The following is a 22,096-nucleotide window of genomic DNA, read 5'->3' as shown; positions in this document are numbered from 1 at the left end:
CGAGATCGGTTGTTGAAAGGGCGATCAGCCGAGCCGCAGCAGCAGCGCCGAGGTCGCGCACACCAGCAGGAAGGGAATGCTGATGCGGTGGAACTCGCGCAGCCCCTTCGGCAGCTTCGCCAGCCGCAGCGCGATCAGGTTGGCCAGCGAGCCCAGCACGCAGCCGAAGCCGCCCACGCTCACCCCCGCCGCGAGCGCGGGCAGGTCGCGCACGTGGCCATCCAGCAGGATGGCCGCCGGCACGTTGCTGATGAACTGCGAGGTCACGATGGCCGCGAGGTAGGCGCGCCAGCCCTCGGTGATCGGCCAGTGGCCCAGCAGCGCCACCACCGCGGGCAGCTCCGCGAGCTGCCGCAGGTCCACGAACATCAGCGCGATGATCGCCAGCAGCGCCCAGTCGATGCCGCGCAGCACGCGCGGATACGCCACCAGGAACACGCCGAACACCACGCCCAGCCCGGCCAGCAGCCAGTGCCTGTCCAGCGCGACCACGAAGCCGACGAACAACACCCCCGACAGCGCCAGCATGCGCGGCTGCACCGGCGCGGCCTCGGCCTCGGGCTTGAGCTCGATGGGTGTGCGCGGCACCAGCAGCCACACCGCGACGAAGAGCCAGAACAGCATCACCGCCACCGTCGGCCCCATCATTCCCATGAAGGCGACGAAGCCCTCGCCCGAGCGATGCCACAGATAAAGGTTCTGCGGATTGCCGATCGGCGTGAGGGCAGAGCCCGCGTTCACCGCCAGCGCCTGCAGCACCACCAGCCGAGCCAGCGGCAGGTGCGCCTGCGTGGCGAGCACGCGCGTCAGCGGCACCAGCAGGAACAGGCTCACGTCGTTGGTGACCAGCGCCGAGAGAAAGGCCGCGCTGGCCGTCAGCAGCATCGCCAGGCTGCGCTGGTCGTGCGTGCGCGCCAGCAGGCGCTGCGCGGCGGCCTGCAGCATGCCGCTGCGCTCCACGCCCTGCGTGATGGCCAGCAGCCCGGCGAGCGCGCCCACGGTCTGCCAGTCGACCAGCCGCAGCCAGTCCATCGGCGCACGCGGGCGCAGGAAAGCGAACAGCACTGCGACGGCGACCAGCACCCACAGCAGGCCGTTGCCGCCGCCTTCGTGCGGCGAGGAAGCGTCGGAATCGGAAGTCGCGGAAGAAGGCGCGGACACGGAATCTTTGGTCATGGAGCGGAAGTGGTCGGTGCGCGGGCGGCAAGCGCGTCCGGCATCGAACGCGGACGATAGCGGGTTTCGGGCATCGCGAAGGCAAAGAGAGCGAGCCCGGCCAGCGCGACGGCGGCCAGCATCACGAAGGCCGCGTCGTAGCCGGCCAGGTGCGCGACCGCACCGGCTGCCAGATTGCTCAGCGCCGCGCCCAGCCCCACGCAGGCCGCGCCGATGCCCAGTGCGAAGTTGAAATGGCCGCTGCCGCGCGTGATGTCGCCGATCATCAAGGTCAGCATCACGCCGAAGATGCCCGCGCCGATGCCGTCCAGCACCTGAAGCGACAGCAGCGCGGCGGGGCTGTCGGCCAGCAGGTAGAGCAGCCCTCGCACCGGCAGCACCGCGAAGCCGACCAGGAAGATGGGCTTGCGCGCCAGCCGCGGTGCCCAGCGGCCGACCGCCAGGGCGATCGGAACGGTGACCAGCTGCGTGACGATCACGCCGCCCGACAGCCACAGCGTTGCCGAGGTGCCGGCCTGCGTGCCGACCTTCTGCGCCACGAGCGTGAGCATGGCGGCATTGGCCAGGTGGAACAGGAAGGCGCAGGCCAGCAGCACAAGCAGGCGGCGGTCGTACCAGCGCGCGGACGGCGCGGCATCGGGCTCGTGGCCGGTGTCGGCGCCGCGCGCCAGGAGCGGATCGACGTCGCGCTGGCGGATCAGCATGGCCGCCGCCATGGTCGGCAGCGCCATCGCCACCGCGTAGAAGAACATGGCGTGCGGGCCGAACGCGTGGCCCACCCAGCCCGTGCCCAGCGCCCACAGCACCGTGCCGCCCGCGGTGATCGCGGCGTTGCGGCCGATGCGGGCATCCAGCCCGGCGCGGCCGACCATGCCGAGGCTGATGGCCGCGATGGCGGGCGCCACCAGCGTGCCCGCCGCGCCGATGAGCGACTGGCCCGCCAGGATCACACCGTAGCCCGGCCAGTTCGCCATGACCACGAGGCACACCGCGATGAGCGCGATGGCCCCCGCGATCCAGCGCGGCTTGTGCCGCACGCTGTCGATCAGCGCGCCGGCCGGCGCCTGCACCGCCAGCCCCACCAGCGCCGAGACGAACATCACGGTGCCGATGCGCTGCGGGTCCCAGGCCAGCGTGCCGGCCATGAAGACGATCAGGAACGGGCCGACGCCGCCCTGGATGTCTGGCGCAAGGAAAGCCAGCGCGTCCAGCGAGCGCAGGCTGCGGTGGGAGGGCGCGGAGGACGGGGCGGTCATCGCAGGGGCTCGCCGATCAGAACGCCGGCACCGGCGGACGCGGCGCCACCGGGCCACGTCCGGGCCCCCGGTGCGGGCCCTCGAACACTTCGCGCGCCGTGGACGCGGTCGAGCCCATGCTCGTGGCCTCCAGCGCCGTGCCCAGCGCACCGCGCGTGCCCCAGCCGCGCGCGTAAAGCTGCGCGCCGGGCTGCAGCTGCGCGCCGTACATGGCGCCGATGTGCGGCGGGAAGCGCACGATGGTCCTGTCGGCCAGCAGCGCGCCGTGCACGTCGCCGAGGTCGTTGTACAGAAGGCGCTCGATGCGCCCGTCCGCCGTCATGGCGCTCAGCGCGGCCGGATCGTGGGCGCGCCGCGGCGGGAACATGCCGGGAACAGGCGGCTCGTCGATCACGCTGCGGCCGTTGGCGCTGAGCGACTGCATGCGCACCACCGGCACCTGCGGCGCGCGCCAGCCGCGGACCTGCACGGTGTCGCCGGGCCTGAGCGCCTGCATCACCGCGGCCGAAAGGTGCGGCGGGAACGCGACCTGCGTTCCGTCAGCCAGCAGCAGGCCGTCGGCCTCGCCGTTCGGGTTGAGCAGCCATTGCTGCACGCGGCCGGAGGCGACGGTGTCCGCCTCCGGTGCGACGGCAACGGGCGGCGGCGGCGGAAGATGGGCGAAGGCCGGAGTGAAAGCGGTGCTGCCCGCGAGCAGGCAGACGGCGGTGGCGATGGACGCGATGCGGTGTGTCATGGTGACTCCTTGTGGATGAATGCCCCATGGACATCTCACACAACGTGCCAACCCGCATTTCCTTTGAAATCAACGACTTGCGCGTGCCGAACGGCGGCAGTCGTCCGGTACGGGGACAGGAGGCGTCCGCTTTGCGGACACCCCCGGACGCCTTGTCGCTTCATCGCCTTAATCGCCTTGTCTACTGCTCGATGCCGTACTGCGCCAGCTTCCGGTACAGCAGCTGGCGGTGAATGCCCAGCCGCCGCGCGGCCTCGGTGCGGTTGCCCTGCGCCTGCGCGAGCGCGTGCTCGATGAGCAGCCGTTCGAGCCGTTCCACCGCGCCGGGCAGGTCTCCCTCCAGCCACTCGGCCGGCAGCATCCCGACGGACGGTGCCGATTGCGCGGGCCGCGCCTCGCCCATCGCCAGCCCCAGGTCGGCGCTGCCGATCACGCGATGCCGCACCAGCGCCTGGCAGCGCTCCATCACGTTGCGCAGCTCCCGCACGTTGCCGGGCCAGGGCCGGCTCAGCAGCAACTGCGCGGCCTCCGCGGAGAGCGCCTTGGGCGCATCGGGCAGTGCCGCGCGCCGCAGGAAGTGCTCGGCCAGCGGGATCACGTCGGCCAGCCTCTCGCGCAGCGGCGGCAGGCGTATCGACAGCACGTCGAGCCGGTACATCAGGTCTTCGCGAAAGCGTCCCTCGCCGACCGCCGCAGCCAGGTCGCGGTGGGTGGCTGCGACGATGCGCACGTCGACCTTCACCGGCTTGTGGCTGCCCAGCGGCGTGACCTCGCCTTCCTGCAGCACGCGCAGGATCTTCGCCTGCACCGAAAGCGCCATGTCGCCGATCTCGTCGAGCAGCAGCACGCCGCCGTCGGCCGCGCGAAAGCATCCCGCGCGCTCGCCGGTCGCACCCGTGAACGCGCCGCGCACATGGCCGAAGAGCTCGCTTTCGAGCAGCTCCTTCGGAATGGCCGCGCAGTTGACCGCCACGAAGGGCTTGTCCGCGCGCGACGAATACCGGTGCAGCGCGCGCGCCACCATTTCCTTGCCGGTGCCCGTCTCGCCCAGCACGAGCACGGGCGCCTGGCTGGCCGACGCGAGGCCGATGCGCTTCTGCACCTCGCGCATCGCCTGGCTCAGGCCGACGAGGTCGCCGTCGTCGTCTTCCGCCACGGCGGTCGCCGCCGCCACGCCTTGTTGCTGCTGTTGCAGCACCCGCCCGAGCACCTCGCGCACGGCCTCGCGGCTGATCGGCTTGGTGATGTGGTCGAAGGCGCCGAGCCGCATCGCCTCGATGGTGTTGCCCGCGCTCGCGAAGGCGGTGAGCACGATCACCGGCGGCACGCGCGCGAGCCGGGCGTGCATCGCCTCCAGCGTCTGCAGGCCGTCCATGCCGGGCATGCGGTGGTCGAGGAACACGGCGTCGAAGCGCGTGCGCGCCATCGCATCGAGCGCCTCGGTGCCGCTCGCGACGTTCTGCGCCTCGTGGCCCAGGCCCTGCAGCGTCTCGGCCAGCGTGTCGCGGAAAGCGTCGTCGTCGTCGACGATCAGGAAGCGCGCCATGGAAGCTCCAGTTCGAATCGCGTGCCGGGTTCGAGCGCCGCATGGCGCAGGTCGCCGCCGTGTGCCAGCGCCACTTCGCGCGCCAGGGCGAGGCCCAGGCCGGTGCCATCGGCGCGGCCCGTGGCGAAGGGCTCGAAGAGGCTGGCCTGCAAGGCTTCGGGCACGCCGCCGCCGTCGTCGTCCACCCGGATGAAGAGCGTGCGCGCCTCGTTCGCCGAGGCCGAGAGCGTGACGAGCCCGCCGCGCGGCGCATGGCGCACCGCGTTGTCGAGCAGGTTGTCGACAGCGCGCGCCAGATGTACGGGGTCGAACACGGCCTGCGGCGGCTCGTCGTGCTGCAGCACCAGGCGTACCTCCGCCGCGCCGGCCCTGCCGCTCACGGCCACGATGCGCTCCTCGAGCCAGCGATGCAGGTCGACCTGCACCGGCGCCAGCGTCACCGGCTGCACCAGTGCCAGCAGGCTCTGCACCAGGCCGTCGAGCCGGTCGATCTGCCCGACGATCACGCGCAGCGCGTCGCCCTGCTTCCCGGGCGTGGCGGCCAGCGCGTTCTCGGCCTTCAGCCGCATGGTGGCGATGGGGTTGCGGATCTCATGCGCGATGCCCCCGGTCATGCGGCCCAGCGCGGCCAGGCGCTGGTCGCGGCTGCGCTGCTGGGCCGCTTCGCGAAGGCGCGCGCGTGCTTCCTCGAAACGCACACGGTAGTGATTGAAGCCGTCGACGATGCGGTCGAGCTCGCGCACGCCGGTGCGGGGCAGCTCGGGCATGGCGCCGCCGTCGGCATCGCTGCGGGCCAGCCGGTCTTCCAGCCGCTGCACGTGGCGCAACCCGCGCAGCAGGATGAAGCCCAGCCACAGGCCCGAAGCCAGCACCAGCAACAGCAGCACACCAAGGCCGGTGCGCAGGCTGTCCTGCGCGGCCAGCGCGCCGCCGGTGGTGCGGGTCATGGTCCAGGCTGCGAGGTCGTCGCCCGGCGCCGCCAGCGGGCAGGCCGCGACGATCAGCGCCTCGCGGCTGCCGCGCACCACATCGGTCTGCAGCTGCTGCGTGCGGGCGGCCAGCTGCGCCACCTCGGCGATCAGCGGCTGCTCGGCCGCGGGCACGTCGCGCTTGACGCCGCCGCCTTCATAGGTGGGGTAGGCATAAGCCAGGTGGCCGCCGCCGGCCTGCCACACGCCGCCCTCGACATGCGGCGCCTCGATCAGCACCAGCTGCAGCAGCACCTGCAGCAGGTCGACCTGCGGCCGCGCAGGGGTAAGCGAGGACGACGACGGCGTGGCCGACTTGGCATAGCGCGCCGCGATCGCCCGGCAGGACTGCTCGGTGGCGGCGCGCGCCGCCGACACCTGCACGCCCGCGCTGCTGCGGTAGAGCGTGAGCATCACCACCGCCAGCGCGGCGCACATGGCGAACAGCAGCATCCAGAAAAAGATCAGTTGACCACGCAGGGATTTCATGCGCCGCGATCTTGCCCTGTCTTCGTGTCACGGCGCGCCTGTCCCGGCGCTGTCAACGGCCGGCGAGCTCACGCAGCTCGCGCTTGAGCACCTTGCCGATCGCGCTGCGCGGCAGCTCGTCGATGAAGGCCAGGCGCGCCAGGCGCTGTGTCTTGCCGAGCTGGGCGTTGGTCCACTGCAGCAGTTCGTCCTCGCTGGTGGCGTCGCCCTCGCGGCGAACCACGAAGGCGGCGGGCGTCTCGCCCCATTGCTCGGAGGGCACGCCCACCACCGCCACGTCGGCCACCGCTGCATGGCCGCGCAGCACGGCCTCCAGGTCGCTCGGGTAGATGTTGAAGCCGCCGCTGATGATCATGTCCTTCTTGCGGTCGAACAGCGTGAGGAAGCCGTCGGCGTCGAAGCGGCCCACGTCGCCGGTGCGGATGAAGCGCTTGCCGGTGGCGTCGAACCACTCGGCCTCGCGTGTCTTCGCGGGCTGGCGGTGGTAGCCGGTCATCATGCCGGCCGAGTGGCCTACCACCTCGCCGGCCACCTCGGTGTTGCCGCTCGGAAGCTCGTTGCCGTCCTCGTCGATCAGGCGGATGTCGCTGCCCTCGGCGGGCCGGCCCACCGTGTGCAGCTTGGTCGGATTCAGGTGCGCTTCCAGGATGCAGGTGCCGCCGCCCTCGGTCATGCCGTAGAACTCGACCAGCCCGCCGGGCCAGCGCTTGAGCACGTCGGCCTTCAGCGCGGCGCCGAAGGGTGCGCTGGTGCTGAACTTGTGCCGGTAGGAAGACAGGTCGTGCTCGTCGAAGCGCGGATGCGCCATCAGCCGCTGGTACTGCACCGGCACGAGCATGGTGTGCGTCACGCGGCGCTGCTGCGCGAGCTGCAGGTAGCCCAGCGCGTCGAACTTGGGCATCAGCACCACGCAGCCGCCGAAGGCCAGCGTGGGGAAGAACACCACCAGCGTGGTGTTGGAGTAGAGCGGCGTCGAAAGCAGCGTGACCGTGTCGGGCCCGTACTCGTACTTGGCGCCGCGCTGCACATGGGCCCAGCGCATGCCGTGGCCCTGCACGATGCCCTTGGGCTCGCCCGTGGTGCCCGACGAATAGATGATGTTGAAGGCCCAGCCCGGCTGCACCTCGACCGCCTCGGGCCGCGCGCCGTCAGGCGCCAGCCATTCCTCGATGCCGCGCCCGATCTGCGAGCCGTCGAGCGCCACGCGCGGAATGCCCCCTTCCTTCGCGGGGCCGATGACCTCGGCGGCCGATGCGTCGCTGAACAGGATGCGCGCGTCGGCGTCCTCGATCATGCGCGCCAGGCTGGCGGGCGTGGAGCCGGGCGCCAGGGGTGCCACCGCGACGCCCGCGCGCAGCGCGCCCAGGAACACGGCAGCATAGTTCACAGACGACGAGGCGCAGATGGCGATGGCGTCGCCGGCCTTGAGCCCGTCGCGCTGCAGGCTGGCCGCGACGCGGTCCATCAGCGCGTCGAGGGCGCGGTAGTCCAGCGTGCGGATTGCGTCCGACAGGGCGGCATGGTCGGGCGTGTGTTGCGCGTGGAGGCGGACCAGATCGGCAATGGCGCCGAAACTGCGTTCCATGGCGGCTTGGACGGCGGGGTGAGTTTGCAAAGTCGTCTTCCTTCTTCTTGGCCGGACTCTTGGCCAAACGGCAGGATAGCGAAATGCTCCCGCTTCCTGCCAGCGCCTTGGCGACCGGGCGGTCGCAGGACGGCGCGCCGTCAGTTGGCGCTCAGGAAGACGGGAACACGATCCCCGGGCGCTGCACGCCAAGCGGCGGCGGCGCTTGTTGTCACCAACGACAGGGGGTTTCCGTGCACATCATCTGGACGATTCTGATCGGCTTCATCGCCGGGCTCCTGGCCCGCGCGGTGCTGCCGGGCAACAACTCGATGGGGTTCATCCTCACGGCGGTGCTCGGCATCGCCGGCTCGCTGGTCGCCACCTATGCCGGGCAGGCCATGGGTTGGTATGCGGCGGGCGCGGGCGCAGGCTTCATCGCCTCGGTGGTGGGTGCGGCGGTGCTGCTCGGGGCCTGGCACCTCGTGAGCCGCTGAGGCAGCCGGATCCCTTCATCAAGGAGTTTTCCATGGGCTTACTCGACATCCTCCAGCAGGCCATCGGCAACAACGATGCCGAAGCCCAACTCGACCAGGTCGCGCAGCACGCCTCCGCCGGCGAACTGGGCGCGGGGCTCGCGGCCGCGATGCGCTCGGACCAGACGCCACCTTTCGGCGACACCGTGGGCCAGCTCTTCGGACAGTCGTCTCCCTCGCAGCAGGCCGGCGTGCTCAACCAGATACTGGCCACGCTCGGGCCGGCAGCCGCCTCGGCGCTGGCCGGCGGCGTGCTCGGACGCATGCTGCAGCCCGGCCAGACGCAGATCACGCCCGACCAGGCCTCGCAGCTCTCGCCCGCGCAGGTGACCGAGATCGCCGCGCATGCCGAGCAGCAGCACGCCGGCGTGATCGACGAGGTAAGCAGGTTCTACGCGCAGCACTCCGGGCTCATCAAGACGCTGGGCGGCGCAGCCATCGCCATAGCGCTGGCGAAGATGAAGGAGAACGCCACGCGCGGCTGATCAGCCCGCGGAAGCGTTATCTCCGCCGCCCATCACCTTGTAGAGCGTGATGCGGTTGCTCTGCTCCGACAGGCGCAGCGTGATGAGCGTCTGCTGCGCGGTGTACAGCGAGCGCTGCGCGTCCAGCACCTCCAGGTAGCTGTAGCTGCCGTTGCGATAGAGCGCCTGCGACAGCGTGAGGCTCTTCTGCGTCGCGTCCACCAGCGACTGTTGTGCCGCCAGTTGCTCGCCCAGCGAACCGCGCACGGCCAGCGCGTCGGCCACTTCCTTGAACGCGGTCTGCACGGTCTTCTCGTAGGTCGCGAGGTCGATCTCGCGCTGCGCCTTGGCCGAATCTAGGCTGGCACGGTTGCTGCCGGCGTTGAAGATCGGCAGGCTGATCGAGGGCGCGAAGCTCCAGGTGCTGTTGCCGCCCTTGAAGAGGCCCGATAGCGCCGTGCTCGACGAGCCCGCGCTTGCCGTGAGCGAAATCGTCGGGAAGAAGGCCGCGCGCGCCGCGCCGATGTCGGCGTTCGAGCCCTGCAGCGTGTGCTCGGCGGCCAGCACGTCGGGGCGCTGCTGCAGCAGCGTCGATGGCAGGCCGGCGGGCACGTCGACCAGCGCGCTGGCCGTGGCCATGCCTTCAGGCGGCAGCAGTTCGTCGGGCACGGTGGCGCCGGCCAGCAGGTCGAGCGCGTTGCGGTCCTGTGCCACCTGCGCGGTGTAGCTGGCCACGTCCACGCGCGCCGAATCCACCGTGGTCTGCGACTGGGCCAGCGCCAGCGCGGTGCTGGCGCCCAGCGCCTTCATGCGGCTGGTGAGCTCGTAGGAGCGCTGCTGGCTCGCGAGCGTGCTCTGCGCGAGCTTCAGCCGCTCGTTGTCGGCGGCCAGCGTGAGCCAGGCCGAGGCGACCTCGGCCACGAGGCTGATGCGCGTGCTGCGGGTCGTGGCCTCGGTCGACAGGTAACTCTGCAGCGCGGCCTCGTTGAGGTTGCGCACGCGGCCGAACAGGTCGAGCTCGTAGCTGCTGAAGCCCAGCGCGGAGGTGTAGGTGCTGCCGACGGACGATTCACCGCTGCTGCTCGTGGACGCCGAGGTGCGCTGGCGTGTGCCGCCCGCGGTGGCCGCGACGCTGGGGAACAGCTCTGCTCGCTGCACGCCGTACTGCGCGCGCGCCTTCTCGATGTTCTGCAGCGCCACGCGCAGGTCGCGGTTGTTGGCCAGCGCGAGCTCGATAGTGCGGCGCAGGCGCTCGTCGGTGATGAAGCCCTGCCGGCCGGTGCCGGCGGAAACGGATGCGTCGTCCGCCTTCGCTCCGGCGGCCGGCCACTCCGAGGGAATGGGCGCCTCGGGCCGCGAGTAGGTGGGCGCGAGATTGACGCAGCCGGCCAGCAGCGCGGCGAGGGCGAGCGAGGAGAGTCTGGAACGAAGGGAGTTCATGGCTTTCATGCCTCGGGCTGCGCGGTCAGCGTGGGTGCCGCCCCGGGTTTTTTCTTGGGCGCGAAGAAGCGCCTGATCACGACGAAGAACAGCGGCACGAAGAAGATGCCCAGCGCGGTGGCCGTCGCCACGCCGCCGAGCACGCCCACGCCGATGGCGCGGCGGCTGCCCGAGCCGGCGCCTGTGCTCAGCGCCAGCGGCAGCACGCCGAACATGAAGGCCAGCGAGGTCATCAGAATGGGCCGCAGCCGCAGGCGCACCGCCTGCAGCGTGGCCTCGACCAGCGCCATGCCCTCGTCCTGCAGCTGCTTGGCGAATTCCACGATCAGGATCGCGTTCTTCGCCGCCAGCCCCACGGTGGTTAGCAGCCCCACCTGGAAGTACACGTCGTTCGACAGCCCCGCCAGCCTGGTCGCCAGCACCGCGCCCAGCACGCCCAGCGGCACCACCAGCATCACCGAGAACGGCACCGACCAGCTCTCGTAGAGGGCAGCCAGGCACAGGAACACGAACAGGATCGACACCGCATAAAGCAGCGGCGCCTGCGAGCCCGACAGGCGCTCCTGGTAGGAGCTGCCCGCCCACTCGTAGCCGATGCCCTGTGGCAGCTGCTTCATGATCCCTTCCACCGCGTTCATCGCAGTGCCCGAGCTCACGCCCGCGGCCGGGTCGCCGATGAGTTCGAAGGACGACATGCCGTTGTAGCGCGACAGCTGCGGCGAGCCATAGGTCCAGCGGCTGCTGGCGAAGGCCGAGAAGGGCACCATCTCGCTGTTGCCGTTGCGCACGTACCAGCTGTCGATGCTGTCGGGCTGCATGCGGAAGGGCGCGTCGGCCTGCACGTAGACCTTCTTCACACGGCCGTTGTTGATGAAGTCGTTCACGTAGCTGCCGCCCATCGCGCTGGAAAGCGTGTCGTTGATGTCCGAGGTCGACAGGCTCAGCGCCGCGGCCTTGCGGTCGTCGATGTCGATGGCGAACTGCGGCGTGTCGTCCAGGTTGTTGCTGCGCACTTGGCTCAGCGCCGGGCTCTTGCGCGCCAGCGAGAGGAACTGCTCGCGCGCCTGCACCAGCGCCTCGTGGCCGATGCCGCCCAGGTCCTGCAGCTGCACGTCGAAGCCGGCATTGGAGCCCAGGCCGCGCACGGCCGGCGGCAGCATCACGAACACGTTGGCGTTGCTGGTGCGAGCGGCCATGTCCATGGTGAAGCGGCGCGCCAGCGATGCGGCGTCCTGCGCCTTGCCGCCGCGCTCGCTCCAGTCCTTCAGCGTGATGAAGGCGTTGCCCGTGGCTTGGTCGCCGCTCAGGCCGGTGAGCGTGATGAAGTGGGCCACTTCCTTCTGCGAGCCCAGGTAGGCCTCGAAGCTCTTCATGGTCTGCTGCAGCTGCTCATCGGTGGCGCTGGCGGGCAGCTTCACCTGCGCCATCAGCGTGCCCTGGTCTTCATCAGGCAGGAAGGATGTGGGCAGGCGCATGAAGACCACGCCCAGCACGGCCACCAGCAGCGCATACACCAGCAGGCTGCGCTTGCCGCGATGCAGCAGGCCGCCCACGCCCGAGCGGTAGCGGTCGGCATTGCGCTCGAAGTTGCGGTTGAACCAGCCGAAGAAGCCGCGCTTTTCCTGGTGATGGCCGGCCTCCACCGGCTTGAGCAGCGTGGCGCACAGCGCCGGCGACAGCGTGAGCGCCACCAGCACCGACAGCAGCATCGACGCCACGATGGTCACCGAGAACTGCCGGTAGATCACGCCCGTCGAGCCGCCGAAGAAGGCCATCGGGATGAACACCGCCGACAGCACCAGCGCGATGCCCACCAGCGCGCCGGTGATCTCGCGCATCGACTTGCGCGTGGCCTCCTTCGGCGAGAGGCCTTCCTCGGTCATCAGCCGCTCGACGTTCTCCACCACCACGATGGCGTCGTCCACCAAGAGGCCGATGGCCAGCACCATGCCGAACATGGTGAGCGTGTTGATCGAGTAGCCCATCAGCGCCAGCACGCCGAAGGTGCCCAGCAGCACCACCGGCACCGCGATGGCGGGCACCAGCGTGGCGCGCAGGTTCTGCAGGAAGAGGTACATGATCAGCACGACCAGCACCATCGCCTCCACCAGCGTCTTGGCCACCTCCTCGATGGAGATGCGCACGAAGGGCGTGGTGTCGTAGCCCACCACGGCCTTCATCTGGTTGGGGAAGAAGGGCCCCAGCTCCGCGAGCTTGGCCTTCACCGCGTTCGACACCGTGAGCGCGTTGGCGCCGGTGGCCAGCTTCACGCCCATGGCGGCAGAGGGCTTGCCGTCGAAGCGGCTGGCGATGGTGTAGCTCTCGCTGCCGAGCTCGACGCGCGCCACGTCGCCCAGCCGCACGATGGCGCCGCTGGAGTCGGACTTGACGATCACCTCGCGGAACTGCGCGGCGGTGCGCAGCTTGCTGCGCGCGGTGATCGTTGCCGTGAGCCGCTGGCCCGAGGCCGCCGGCAGCGCGCCGAGCTGGCCGGCCGACACCTCGGTGTTCTGGCTGGTGAGCGCGCTCGTCACGTCCGAGGGCATCAGCGAATACTTCTGCAGCTTGGCCGGGTCGAGCCAGATGCGCATGGCGTAGCCCGAGCCCAGCGCCTGCACGTCGCCCACGCCGTCGATGCGGCTGACCACGTCGAGCAGGCTGCTGGAGATGTAGTCGCCGATGTCGGTGGCCGAGGCGCTGCCGTCCTCGGAGACCAGCGAGACGATCATCAGGAAGTCGGTGCCCGACTTGGTGACCGTCACGCCCTGGCTCTGCACCGACTGCGGCAGCTGCGACTCGGCCTGCTGCAGCTTGTTCTGCACCTGCATCTGCGCCACGTCGGCGTTGGTGCCGGCCTCGAAGGTGAGCTCGATGCGCGCCGTGCCCGACGAGGTGCTGCTCGACGACATCGACACCAGCCGGTCGAGGCCCTTCATCTTCTGCTCGATCACCTGCGTGACCGAGTCTTCGATGGTCTTGGCCGACGCGCCCGTGTAGGTCGCGTTGATGCTGACCTTGGTGGGCGCGATGTCGGGGTACTGCTCCAGCGACAGCGTGCCGATGGACATCGCCCCGGCCAGCATGATGACGATGGCGATGACCCACGCGAAGATGGGCCGGTCTATGAAGAAGCGTGCCATGCGCGGGCCTCCTCAGTGCGCCGTCGCAGTTGCCGCCGCGGCCACCGTGGTGGCGTCGGCCGCAACGGGCTTCACCGTGTCGCCGGGCTTCACCCTGAGCGAGCCCTCGACGATCACGCGCTCGCCCGCCTTCAGGCCCTCGGTCACCTGCCAGCGGTTGCCGACCGCGCGCGACACCTTCAGCGCGCGCTTCTCGACCTTGTTGTCGGCCGTGACCACCAGCGCCGAAGCGTCGCCGCTGGCCGTGCGCGTCACGCCCTGCTGCGGCACCAGCAGCGCCTGCTCGGCCACGCCCTCTTCGAGCACGGCGCGCACGTACATGCCGGGCAGCAGCGTGCGTTCGGGGTTGGGCACCAGGATGCGCAGCGTGACCGCGCCGGTGCTTTCGCTCACCGTGACGCTGGAGAACTGCAGCCGTCCGGCATGGGCGTAGGCGGTGCCATCTTCCAGCAGCAGCTTCACCGAGGCTTCGCCTCTTTCGCCTTTCTCGCCGCCGCTCTTGAGCGTGCCGGCCGCGAGTTCGCGCTGCAGCCGCAGCAGCTCGGTGGTCGACTGCGTCACGTCGACGTGGATCGGATCGAGCTGCTGCACCGTGGTCAGCGCCGTGGTCTGGCTGGCCGTGACCAGCGCGCCCGGCGTGACCGTGGAGGCCTCGATGCGTCCGGCGATGGGCGCGGTGATGCGCGTGAAGCCGAGGTTGATGCGCGCCGTGTCGAGCGCCGCGCGGGCCACGCCCAGGTCGGCCTCGGCCTGCTGCAGCGTGGCCTGGCTGTCCTCGCTGGTCTGCTGGCTGACGGCCTCGATCTTCGCGAGCTCGGCGTTGCGGCGCGCCGTGACCTTCGCGGCGTTGACCGTCGCTTCAGCCTTCGCGACGCTGGCCTGCGCGCTCGCGTAGGCGGCCTTGTAGGTGGCGGGGTCGATCTGGTAGAGCACCTGCCCGGCCTTGACCAGCGCGCCTTCCTCGAAGAGGCGCTGCTGCACGATGCCGCCGACCTGCGGGCGGATCTCCGCGCTCAGCCGGGCGCGGGTGCGGCCAGACAGTTCGGTGGTCACGGGCTGGTTCTGGGGCTGCACCGTCACCACGCTCACCTGAGCGGCGGGAGCGCCCTGGGGCGGGGCGGACGATGAAGAAGCGGATGAGCCGGAGCATCCCGCGATGGCGCCCAGCAGGCCAGCGGCCAGGGCGCACGCGAGGCCGGTGCGGATGAAGCGGGAAGACATGTTCAGAGGGGTTCCAATCAGGTTGGAACCCATGGTCTTCAGCGAATGTGGAGCCAATTTGAAGGTCCCCGGGCCTGCGCGGCCATGGGCGCGCAGTGCACCGCGCGGACGGCATCTGGCTTATCTTGTGGGCCTTCATGAAGAAGATCAGCATCACCACCAAGCTCTTTCTTGCCGTGCTGGCCACCGCCGTGCTGGCAGTGGTCGCGATGGGCGCGGCCTCGCGCTGGAACTTCGAGCGCGGCTTCGTCGGCTACCTCAACGAGCAGGGCTTGGAGCGGCTCGACGCGGTGGTGCCCAATGCAGTGGCTGCCTACCGCGAGCACGGCAACTGGGACTTCCTGCGCGACAACCCTCGCCCCTGGTTCGAGATCATGCGGCCCGCGCCTTCCGTGCTGGGCGATCACTTCGAGCCGGGGCGTTCGCCGGCGCTGGTGTCGGACCTGACGGGCGCCGTGCTGCGCATTTCGCTGCTCGACACCGACCGGCGCGTCATCATCGGCTTCAGGGAAGTGGGCAAGGGCGCCGTCGAGCGTGCCGTGGCGGTCGACGGCAAGACCGTGGGCTGGGTGGTCATGATGCCCTTCCAGAGCGTGAGCGAGGCCGGCGACCAGCGCTTCCAGCAGAACCAGCTGCGCGCGAGCTGGGTCATCGGCAGCCTCTGCGTGCTGCTGGCCGCGGGCATCGCGTGGTGGATCGCGCGGGTGCTGCTGGCGCCCGTCAAGCGCGTGGCCGCGGCCACGCATCGGCTGGCGGCGGGCGACTACGCAAGCCGCGTGGCCGTGGCCTCGCAGGACGAGGTGGGGCAGCTCGCGCGCGACTTCAATTCGCTGGCCAACACGCTGCAGCGCAACGAGCAGATGCGCCGCGAGTTCATGGCCGACGTGTCGCACGAGCTGCGCACGCCGCTGGGCGTGCTGCACGGCGAGCTGGAGGCCATGGAAGACGGCGTGCGCCGCCTCGACGCGCAGGCCGTGCGGTCGCTGCAGCACGAGGTCGGCATGCTCAACCAGCTCGTGACCGACCTCTACGACCTGTCGATGGCCGACGTGGGCGCACTCGCGTACCGCAAGGCCGACGCCGACGTGCGCGAGTTGCTGGAGCCGTGCGTGGACGCGTTCCGCGAGCGGCTCGCCTCGGCGGGCCTGCGGCTGGATCTGGCGCTGCCGGCGCAACCGCTTTCGGTGTTCGCCGACGAGCGGCGCATGCACCAGCTCTTCAGCAACCTCGTGCTCAACAGCTGCCGTTACACCGACGCGGGTGGCGTGCTGCGCATCGAGGCACGGGAAGAAGGCGGCGAGGTCGCCATCGACTTCATGGATTCGGCACCGGGCATCGACGCCGCGCTGCTGCCGCGCCTGTTCGAACGCTTTTTCCGCGGAGAGGGCTCGCGCAACCGCGCCAGCGGCGGCGCGGGGCTGGGCCTGGCCATCTGCCGCAGCATCGTGGAGGCGCACGGCGGCACCATCGAGGCCAAGGCCTCGCCGCTGGGCGGCGTGTGGATCGCGATCCGCCTGCCGAAGGTTTGAGGAGAGGAGAACGAGGAAGATGAACGACACTCCCGGCGCGGCCGCCCCCGCGCACATCCTGATCGTCGAGGACGAGCCGCGCATGGCGGCCCTGCTCGCCGACTACCTGCAGGCCTCGGGCTACAGCTCGCAATGGCTCGCCAACGGGCTGGAAGCGGTGCCGGCGGTGAAGGCACGCCGGCCCGACCTGGTGCTGCTCGACGTCATGCTGCCCGGCCAGGACGGCATGAGCGTGTGCCGCGAGCTGCGGCTGTTCAGCGATGTGCCCGTCATCATGCTCACGGCGCGCGTCGAGGAGGCCGACCGCCTGATGGGCCTGGAGCTCGGCGCCGACGACTACATCTGCAAGACCCCCTTCAGCCCGCGCGAAGTGGTGGCGCGCGTGAAGGCGCTGTTGCGGCGAAGCGGCTACGCCGCGCGCGGAGCCTCGTCGCCGCTGCAGATCGACGAGCAGGCCTACAAGGCCTCGCTGCACGGCAACCCGCTGGGGCTCACGCCCATCGAGTTCCGCCTGCTGAAGGCCCTGGCCGACGCGCGCGGCCGCGTGCTCTCGCGCGACAAGCTGCTCGACCACGTGCACGCCGACCAGCGCGCCGTGACCGATCGCGCGGTCGACAGCCACATCAAGAACCTGCGCCGCAAGCTCGATGCGGTGGGCGAGGGGCAGGAGCTGATACGGTCGATCTATGGGGTGGGGTACAGGCTGGATCTGCCCTGAGCCGGTGGGGCCGTCGACTCAGGCGCGGAAGGCTCGCCGCACTGTGTCGATGACGTACCTGGCCTCGTCGTCGTCGAGCATCGGGTAGAGCGGCAGCGCGATCGAGCAGACGGCCAGCTTCTCGCTGTGCGGCAGGCTGCTGGTGCCATGCAAGGGGCGCAACGCCTCGTGGCGGTGCAGCGGCTGCTCGTAGTAGACGCGGCTTGCGACGCCGGCCTCTGTCAGCCGTGCCGCGAAGGCCTCGCGTTCGCGCGAACCTTCGAGTCCGACGACGAAGTAGTTCCACGCATGGCCAGCGGAATCCCGTGGCAGGCGCATCGGCAGGTCCGCCCAGGCCGCGAGGTAGCGCGCGGCGATGTCGCGCCGCCGCTCGATGTGCCGTGCGAAATCGTCCAGCGCGGCATTGAGCAGACAGGCCTGCAATTCGTCCATACGGCTGTTGTGGCCCAGGCAGTGGTGCAGGCCGTCGTCGTAGCCGTGGTTGCGCAACAGCCTTGCCTTGCGCGCGCGCTCCGGATCCCTGAAGGCCAGCGCGCCGGCGTCGCCGGCGGCGGCCAGGGTCTTGGTGGGATAGAAGCTCATCGCTGCGGCGTCGCCCCAGGTGCCGGCGCTGCCGGTGCGCGCGCCATCGGTGGCGTGGGCGCCGAGGCATTGCGCCACGTCCTCGATCAGCAGCAGGCCTTCGCTTCGGCAGTAGGCGGCCAGCTCGGGCAGGCCGCTCGCGTCGCCGAAAAGGCCGACTGCGAGGACTGCGCGCGTGCGAGGAGTGCGGGCGTTGCGGAAGTCTGCGAGCGCGGGCAGGAAATCGCCGGGTGCGCTGTCGACGAAGACCGGGCGCGCGCCGGCTGCGATCACCGCCTCGGCGCATGCGACGAAGGTGTAGGCGGGCAGCAGCACTTCGTCGAGCGCATCGCCTCCGCCCGCGCTTCCGACGCCCAGGCTCTTGAAGGCCAGCAGCAGCGCCTCCGAGCCCGACCCTACGGCCACGGTCTCGCGGCCGTCGAGCAGGTCCGACAGACGCGTCTCGAAGGCCCTGGCCTGCGGCCCCAGGATGTAGACGCCGCTGCGCAGCACCGCGGCCAGCGCCTGCGACAGCCGCGCCGCTTCCGTTTCATCGGCCGTGGCGGGCCGGAACAGCGGAATCTTCATGCGCGCAGCACCTGGCAGGCCCGCGTCACCGCCGCGAGGCCATCGGCGCCCGAGGCGATGCGGCTGGGCCGGCCCAGGATGGCATTCCTGAAGCCCTGGTACTGCCGCGCGAGGGCGTCGTCGCCGTTCGCCTGCGAAGAAGAGCGCGCGTCGGCGCGAAGGTCGAGCAGATGTTCCCGGCTGGCCTCGAACAGCTGCAGCCGGGCGCTCGCCGTGCTGCCGTATCCGCTCTCGAAGTCGGCGACCAGTGTGCCCAGCCGCACGCGCGCCCGCACGTTCTGCTCGCCGATGTGCCGTTCGAGCACTTCCATCGGCGTCTCCGGGGGAACGCCGCACAGCCAGGCGAACAGGTCGAGGTCGTGCACCATCAGGTCGAGCACGCTGTCGGAGGCCGCTGCGGCGCGGGTCGAATAGCGGCGAAACCGCATGAAGGCGCGCGAGCCCTGGCGGTGCCTTGCCGCCGCATGCCGCAGCCGGCCGAGCACGGTGGCATCGAACACCGGGTTGAAGCGCTCGATGTGGCCGGTGGCCAGCGTCACGCCGCATTGGAGCGCCGTCCGGATCATCAGCGGGCCGTCGTGCCGGTCCACGCAAAGCGGCTTCTCGACCAGCACATGGCAGCCGCGGCGCATCAGTGCGAGCGCGAGGCCGGCATGCGCGTCGTCGCTGGCGGCGATGGTGGCCGATTCGATGCCGGGCGGCAGTTCGTCCAGGCTGGACATCATCGGCAGCATGGCGAGCTCGTCGGCAATGCGGGCCGACGACGAGCAATCCACCAGGGCGCTCAGCCGGAAGCCGTCGAGCGCCAGCAGCTTGCGCGCGTGCACGCAGCCGAAGCGGCCCAGGCCGACTACCGCATGGGCCAGGGTGGCGTCGTCGAGCGCGAGCGGGGCGGCCGCATCGGCTGCGATAGCGGTCGCGCTGTCGTCGCTGGCAAACGTGGTGAAGCTCATCGAGGTGCGCCGCGCAGCCGGTCTGCCACTGCCTGCAGATGGGCACCCCGGATCACGTGCCTGTAGACGCCCTCGGCCACGCGCTGCTCGCCGAAGATCTCGAAGGCCGGCATGGTCGCGGACGGCTCCGATTGCTCGTAGCGCGTGGGCTGCGCGGCGAACAGGCATTCGCGGCCATAGGCCTGGGCGCCGAACTCGGCGATGAAGCCCGCCAGCTCCTTTTCGAGCTGGCCGCCGAAGCTGCGCGCGTAGCCGTGCATGTCGTCGAGCTTGGCCTGCAGTTCGCGCTCGTCGAGCTCGACCATGACGTGGCGCTCGGCCGCCATCCGCGCCGGCGGGCTGGGATGCCCCACGGTGGGATAGCCGAACGAGACGACCGCGCGGCCGCGTGCCGACGCGTGCGCGGCGACCTGGTTGGCCAGCAGGCGGCACAGGTCGTGCGACGGGTTGTAGTCCTCGGCCTCGTCGGCGACGAGGCATTCGATGCCCTGCTCGACGACGTGCGTGGTCAGTGCCTCGACCCATTGCGTGAACAGGCTGGAGTCGCCTTCGAGCAGCGAGCGGTAGATGTCGGCATCGGCCACCGGCTGCACCACGCCGGGAATCCAGTTGGCGCCTGCCTTCGAGAGGTTGTCCACCGTGGGCTCGAGCCGAGGCACGCCGGTCGATCCGGCGCCGTTGGTCAGCACCACGAAGTCGGGCCGCTCGTTGCGCAGCCATTTCCACAGCAGCAACTCGTGGCCCGAGTGGGCGGCGATCACAAGCGATTTCATGAGCGGGGCCCGTTGGGCTGCACGAGGGTGGAAATACGGCGCAGCGGGCCGGTCACGCGCCACGAGCGGCTGGCGTAGACCTCGCGCAACTGGGCCTGGAGCTGCGCGAGCTCGGCGCGCGCCTGATGGGTCTGGTGCTGGGCTTCGGCTGCGCGTGCATCGGCGTCGGCGCGCGACTGTTCGAGCTGCCGCTGCGTCTCGGCTTGCCATTTCGCAGCTTCCGCCTGCTGCCGGGCAGCCTCCACCTGAAGCTGTTCGATCCGTGCCTGATACATCTGCTGATGTTCGTTGAAGGACTGCTGCATCCACGCGACCTGTTGGTGCAGGGACGCGATGCTCAGGTGCGCCGCCGACGGATAGCCCCGGCGGACCCAGTCTCCGACGTAGCGCGCGGCTTCGTCCGACCGCTGGCCCGCGGGCACTTCGATCACGGGGTGCTGCCGCACCATGCGCCGCACGCAGTCTTCGAGCGCGCCCAGGGTGACGTCCAGGCCGCCGGTGGAGCGCATCCAGCCGGCGGCCTTGGCCGCGTCTTCCGAGTCGTAGCGGTCGAGCTCGGCGCCAACGTTCTCGCGCGTGATGGGGCGCACCAGCAGTGCCCGGCCGAAATTCCAGCGTCGCGAATGCTCCACATTCGCCGCGGTCACCATTTCTCCCATGCCCCAGACCGGGTCTAGCACCATCACTGCATTGCCCGTGCACAGCGCCTCGGTGGCACAGCGGCCCTTGCCGAAGACGATGTCGTAGCGCCCGAGTGCCTCGGCCGGATCGGGCAGGTGGTTGCCCGTGCCGCTGCCGATCACATCCAGCGACAGCCCGCGTTGCACGCAGGCGGCGCGGATTTCCTCGAGCTGGTCGTTGTGGGAGGCGTAGTTGCTGAAGACCAACGCCGTTCGGGGGCGAGAGGGCAGCTCGCCACGCCTGGGAAAGCGTGCAAGGTCGACGCCGTTCTGGATCAGCTCGATGCGTTCGCGCTCGATGCCGAACTCATGCACCAGCCGTTCCGCGCAGTTCTCGTCGACCGCCACGTGGCGCACGACTTGCGCGAACTGCGCCGGGCGCCCGTGGTCGTCGCTGCGGTCGTGGCAGATCGTGATGACCGGCACGTCGTGGAAGTGCATCAGTGCGCGCACCGTCTCCTGGTGCGTGTTGCCGACGATCGCGTCCGGCCGCGCGCCGATGTCGACCAGGTCGGTGACGCAGGCGATGGATGCGAAGCGCAGTTCGTTCGCCATGTCGCCGAAGGCCGTCGCGAAGACGGTGACGGCGTGTCCGCGGCGGCGCAGCCACATCGCCAGGTCGCGCGTGAACATCTCTGCGCCCGTGCGATGCAGCAGGTAGCACATCGCCAGCAGGATGTGCAGGGGCTTGCCGGACTGCGTGGAGTCCGGAGTGGAGGCGCCCTCCGGAGGGGTCAATCGAGCGCCGGCGCGCCGGCCAGAACGTGCCCTGCCTGCTGATCAGCGTGATAGCTGGACCGCACCATCGCACCCACCGCCGCGTGGCTGAAGCCCATCTTGTAGGCCTCTTCCTCGAACATCCTGAAAGTGTCGGGATGCACGTAGCGGCGCACCGGCAGGTGCGAGCCCGACGGGGACAGGTACTGGCCGATGGTCAGCATGTCGATGTCGTGGGCGCGCATGTCGCGCATGACCTGCAGGATCTCTTCGTCGGTCTCGCCGAGGCCGACCATGATGCCGCTCTTGGTCGGCACGTTGGGATGCAGCGCCTTGAACTTCTTCAGCAGGTTCAGGCTGAACTGGTAGTCGCTGCCGGGGCGCGCTTCCTTGTAGAGGCGCGGCGCGGTTTCCAGGTTGTGGTTCATCACGTCCGGCGGCGCGGCCTTGAGGATCTCGAGGGCGCGGTCGTCGCGGCCGCGGAAGTCGGGCACGAGGATCTCGATCTGCGTCGTGGGCGAGAGCTCGCGGATGTTGCGGATGCAATCCACGAAGTGCTGGCTGCCGCCGTCGCGCAGGTCGTCGCGGTCCACGCTGGTGATGACCACGTACTTCAGGCGCAGCTTGGCGATGGTCTTCGCGAGGTTGATCGGCTCGTCCTTGTCGAGCGGGTCGGGGCGGCCGTGGCCCACGTCGCAGAACGGGCAGCGGCGCGTGCACTTGTCGCCCATGATCATGAAGGTGGCCGTGCCCTTGCCGAAGCATTCGCCGATGTTGGGGCAGGAGGCCTCTTCGCAGACGGTGTGCAGGTTGCTCTCGCGCAGGATCTGCTTGATCTCGTAGAAGCGCGTGGTGGGGCTGCCGGCCTTGACGCGGATCCAGTCGGGCTTCTTGAGCACTTCGCCGCTTTGCACCACCTTGACGGGAATGCGCGACAGCTTGGCCGCCGCTTTCTGCTTGGCCAGGGGGTTGTAGGTTTCGGCGCTCTGGGCCTCTCTCACTACGGGTGCGGGGACGACTTCTGTGGTGCTCATTGGTGTG

General features: G+C 70.1%; 18 protein-coding genes. 4 read left to right on the top strand and 14 right to left on the bottom strand.

The window, feature by feature from the left end; translation table 11 throughout:
- Positions 1-24: 24 nt before the first annotated feature.
- From ABL843_RS28755 to ABL843_RS28730, 6 genes are all read right to left on the bottom strand, one after another.
- The gene (locus ABL843_RS28755; RefSeq protein ID WP_418118208.1) at positions 25-1,176 is read right to left on the bottom strand and encodes an SLC13 family permease; all 1,152 of its coding nucleotides are present in this window, start codon (positions 1,174-1,176) and stop codon (positions 25-27) included.
- Positions 1,173-2,432 carry an MFS transporter gene (locus tag ABL843_RS28750; protein WP_418118207.1) on the bottom strand — a complete coding sequence of 420 codons (1,260 nt, stop codon included), beginning with the start codon at positions 2,430-2,432 and terminating at the stop codon, positions 1,173-1,175. Before ABL843_RS28750 ends, ABL843_RS28755 begins: the two co-directional genes overlap by 4 nt.
- 16 nt (positions 2,433-2,448) lie before the next feature.
- The gene (locus ABL843_RS28745; protein WP_418118206.1) at positions 2,449-3,168 is read right to left on the bottom strand and encodes a hypothetical protein; all 720 of its coding nucleotides are present in this window, start codon (positions 3,166-3,168) and stop codon (positions 2,449-2,451) included.
- A gap of 181 nt (positions 3,169-3,349) precedes the next feature.
- Positions 3,350-4,714, bottom strand: a complete 1,365-nt coding sequence (locus tag ABL843_RS28740) for a sigma-54-dependent transcriptional regulator (RefSeq protein WP_418118205.1) — start codon at positions 4,712-4,714, stop codon at positions 3,350-3,352.
- Entirely contained in the window at positions 4,699-6,171 is a 1,473-nt protein-coding gene (locus ABL843_RS28735) for a sensor histidine kinase (RefSeq protein WP_418118204.1), read from the bottom strand. The genes ABL843_RS28740 and ABL843_RS28735 overlap by 16 nt, the downstream gene beginning before the upstream one ends.
- Positions 6,172-6,223: 52 nt before the next feature.
- A complete protein-coding gene (locus tag ABL843_RS28730) occupies positions 6,224-7,756 on the bottom strand; it encodes a class I adenylate-forming enzyme family protein (RefSeq protein WP_418118203.1) in 1,533 nt (510 codons plus the stop codon).
- 233 nt (positions 7,757-7,989) lie between these two features.
- Here ABL843_RS28730 and ABL843_RS28725 point away from each other — a divergent pair, with 233 nt between their 5' ends.
- Complete coding sequence (locus tag ABL843_RS28725; protein ID WP_126025380.1) at positions 7,990-8,232, top strand: GlsB/YeaQ/YmgE family stress response membrane protein; 243 nt, start codon at positions 7,990-7,992, stop codon at positions 8,230-8,232.
- Between the two features lie 32 nt (positions 8,233-8,264).
- Positions 8,265-8,756, top strand: coding sequence for a hypothetical protein (locus tag ABL843_RS28720; protein ID WP_418118202.1), 492 nt, complete (start codon positions 8,265-8,267; stop codon positions 8,754-8,756).
- Here the strand turns inward: ABL843_RS28720 and ABL843_RS28715 are convergent, their stop codons facing one another.
- The 3 genes from ABL843_RS28715 to ABL843_RS28705 are packed head-to-tail and all read right to left on the bottom strand — an operon-like array spanning position 8,757 to position 14,536.
- The gene (locus tag ABL843_RS28715; RefSeq protein WP_418118201.1) at positions 8,757-10,175 is read right to left on the bottom strand and encodes an efflux transporter outer membrane subunit; all 1,419 of its coding nucleotides are present in this window, start codon (positions 10,173-10,175) and stop codon (positions 8,757-8,759) included.
- Between the two features lie 5 nt (positions 10,176-10,180).
- Positions 10,181-13,315 carry an efflux RND transporter permease subunit gene (locus tag ABL843_RS28710; RefSeq protein ID WP_418118199.1) on the bottom strand — a complete coding sequence of 1,045 codons (3,135 nt, stop codon included), beginning with the start codon at positions 13,313-13,315 and terminating at the stop codon, positions 10,181-10,183.
- A gap of 12 nt (positions 13,316-13,327) precedes the next feature.
- The gene (locus ABL843_RS28705) at positions 13,328-14,536 is read right to left on the bottom strand and encodes an efflux RND transporter periplasmic adaptor subunit (protein WP_418118198.1); all 1,209 of its coding nucleotides are present in this window, start codon (positions 14,534-14,536) and stop codon (positions 13,328-13,330) included.
- A gap of 137 nt (positions 14,537-14,673) precedes the next feature.
- On the opposite strand from ABL843_RS28705, the gene baeS reads away from it, so the two are divergent.
- Both baeS and ABL843_RS28695 read left to right on the top strand, forming a co-directional pair.
- The gene (baeS, locus tag ABL843_RS28700) at positions 14,674-16,065 is read left to right on the top strand and encodes a sensor histidine kinase efflux regulator BaeS (RefSeq protein WP_369660578.1); all 1,392 of its coding nucleotides are present in this window, start codon (positions 14,674-14,676) and stop codon (positions 16,063-16,065) included.
- A 19-nt stretch (positions 16,066-16,084) separates the two neighbouring features.
- Positions 16,085-16,783 carry a response regulator gene (locus ABL843_RS28695; RefSeq protein ID WP_418118196.1) on the top strand — a complete coding sequence of 233 codons (699 nt, stop codon included), beginning with the start codon at positions 16,085-16,087 and terminating at the stop codon, positions 16,781-16,783.
- An 18-nt stretch (positions 16,784-16,801) separates the two neighbouring features.
- Here the strand turns inward: ABL843_RS28695 and ABL843_RS28690 are convergent, their stop codons facing one another.
- The 5 genes from ABL843_RS28690 to lipA are packed head-to-tail and all read right to left on the bottom strand — an operon-like array spanning position 16,802 to position 22,089.
- Positions 16,802-17,932: a DegT/DnrJ/EryC1/StrS family aminotransferase gene (locus ABL843_RS28690; RefSeq protein ID WP_418118195.1), complete on the bottom strand. Its 1,131-nt coding sequence runs from the start codon at positions 17,930-17,932 to the stop codon at positions 16,802-16,804.
- Positions 17,929-18,885 carry a Gfo/Idh/MocA family protein gene (locus tag ABL843_RS28685; RefSeq protein WP_418118194.1) on the bottom strand — a complete coding sequence of 319 codons (957 nt, stop codon included), beginning with the start codon at positions 18,883-18,885 and terminating at the stop codon, positions 17,929-17,931. Before ABL843_RS28685 ends, ABL843_RS28690 begins: the two co-directional genes overlap by 4 nt.
- Complete coding sequence (locus ABL843_RS28680) at positions 18,882-19,658, bottom strand: hypothetical protein (protein ID WP_418118193.1); 777 nt, start codon at positions 19,656-19,658, stop codon at positions 18,882-18,884. Before ABL843_RS28680 ends, ABL843_RS28685 begins: the two co-directional genes overlap by 4 nt.
- Positions 19,655-21,076, bottom strand: coding sequence for a glycosyltransferase (locus tag ABL843_RS28675; RefSeq protein ID WP_418118192.1), 1,422 nt, complete (start codon positions 21,074-21,076; stop codon positions 19,655-19,657). Before ABL843_RS28675 ends, ABL843_RS28680 begins: the two co-directional genes overlap by 4 nt.
- A complete protein-coding gene (gene lipA, locus ABL843_RS28670) occupies positions 21,073-22,089 on the bottom strand; it encodes a lipoyl synthase (protein ID WP_418118191.1) in 1,017 nt (338 codons plus the stop codon). The genes ABL843_RS28675 and lipA overlap by 4 nt, the downstream gene beginning before the upstream one ends.
- Between the last annotated feature and the right edge of the window lie 7 nt (positions 22,090-22,096).

Source organism: Variovorax sp. 350MFTsu5.1 (assembly GCF_048302515.1).
Classification (GTDB): domain Bacteria; phylum Pseudomonadota; class Gammaproteobacteria; order Burkholderiales; family Burkholderiaceae_C; genus Variovorax; species Variovorax guangxiensis.
Note: the sequence above shows the minus strand (reverse complement) of the source record. Positions and strands in the feature narration are given on the sequence as shown.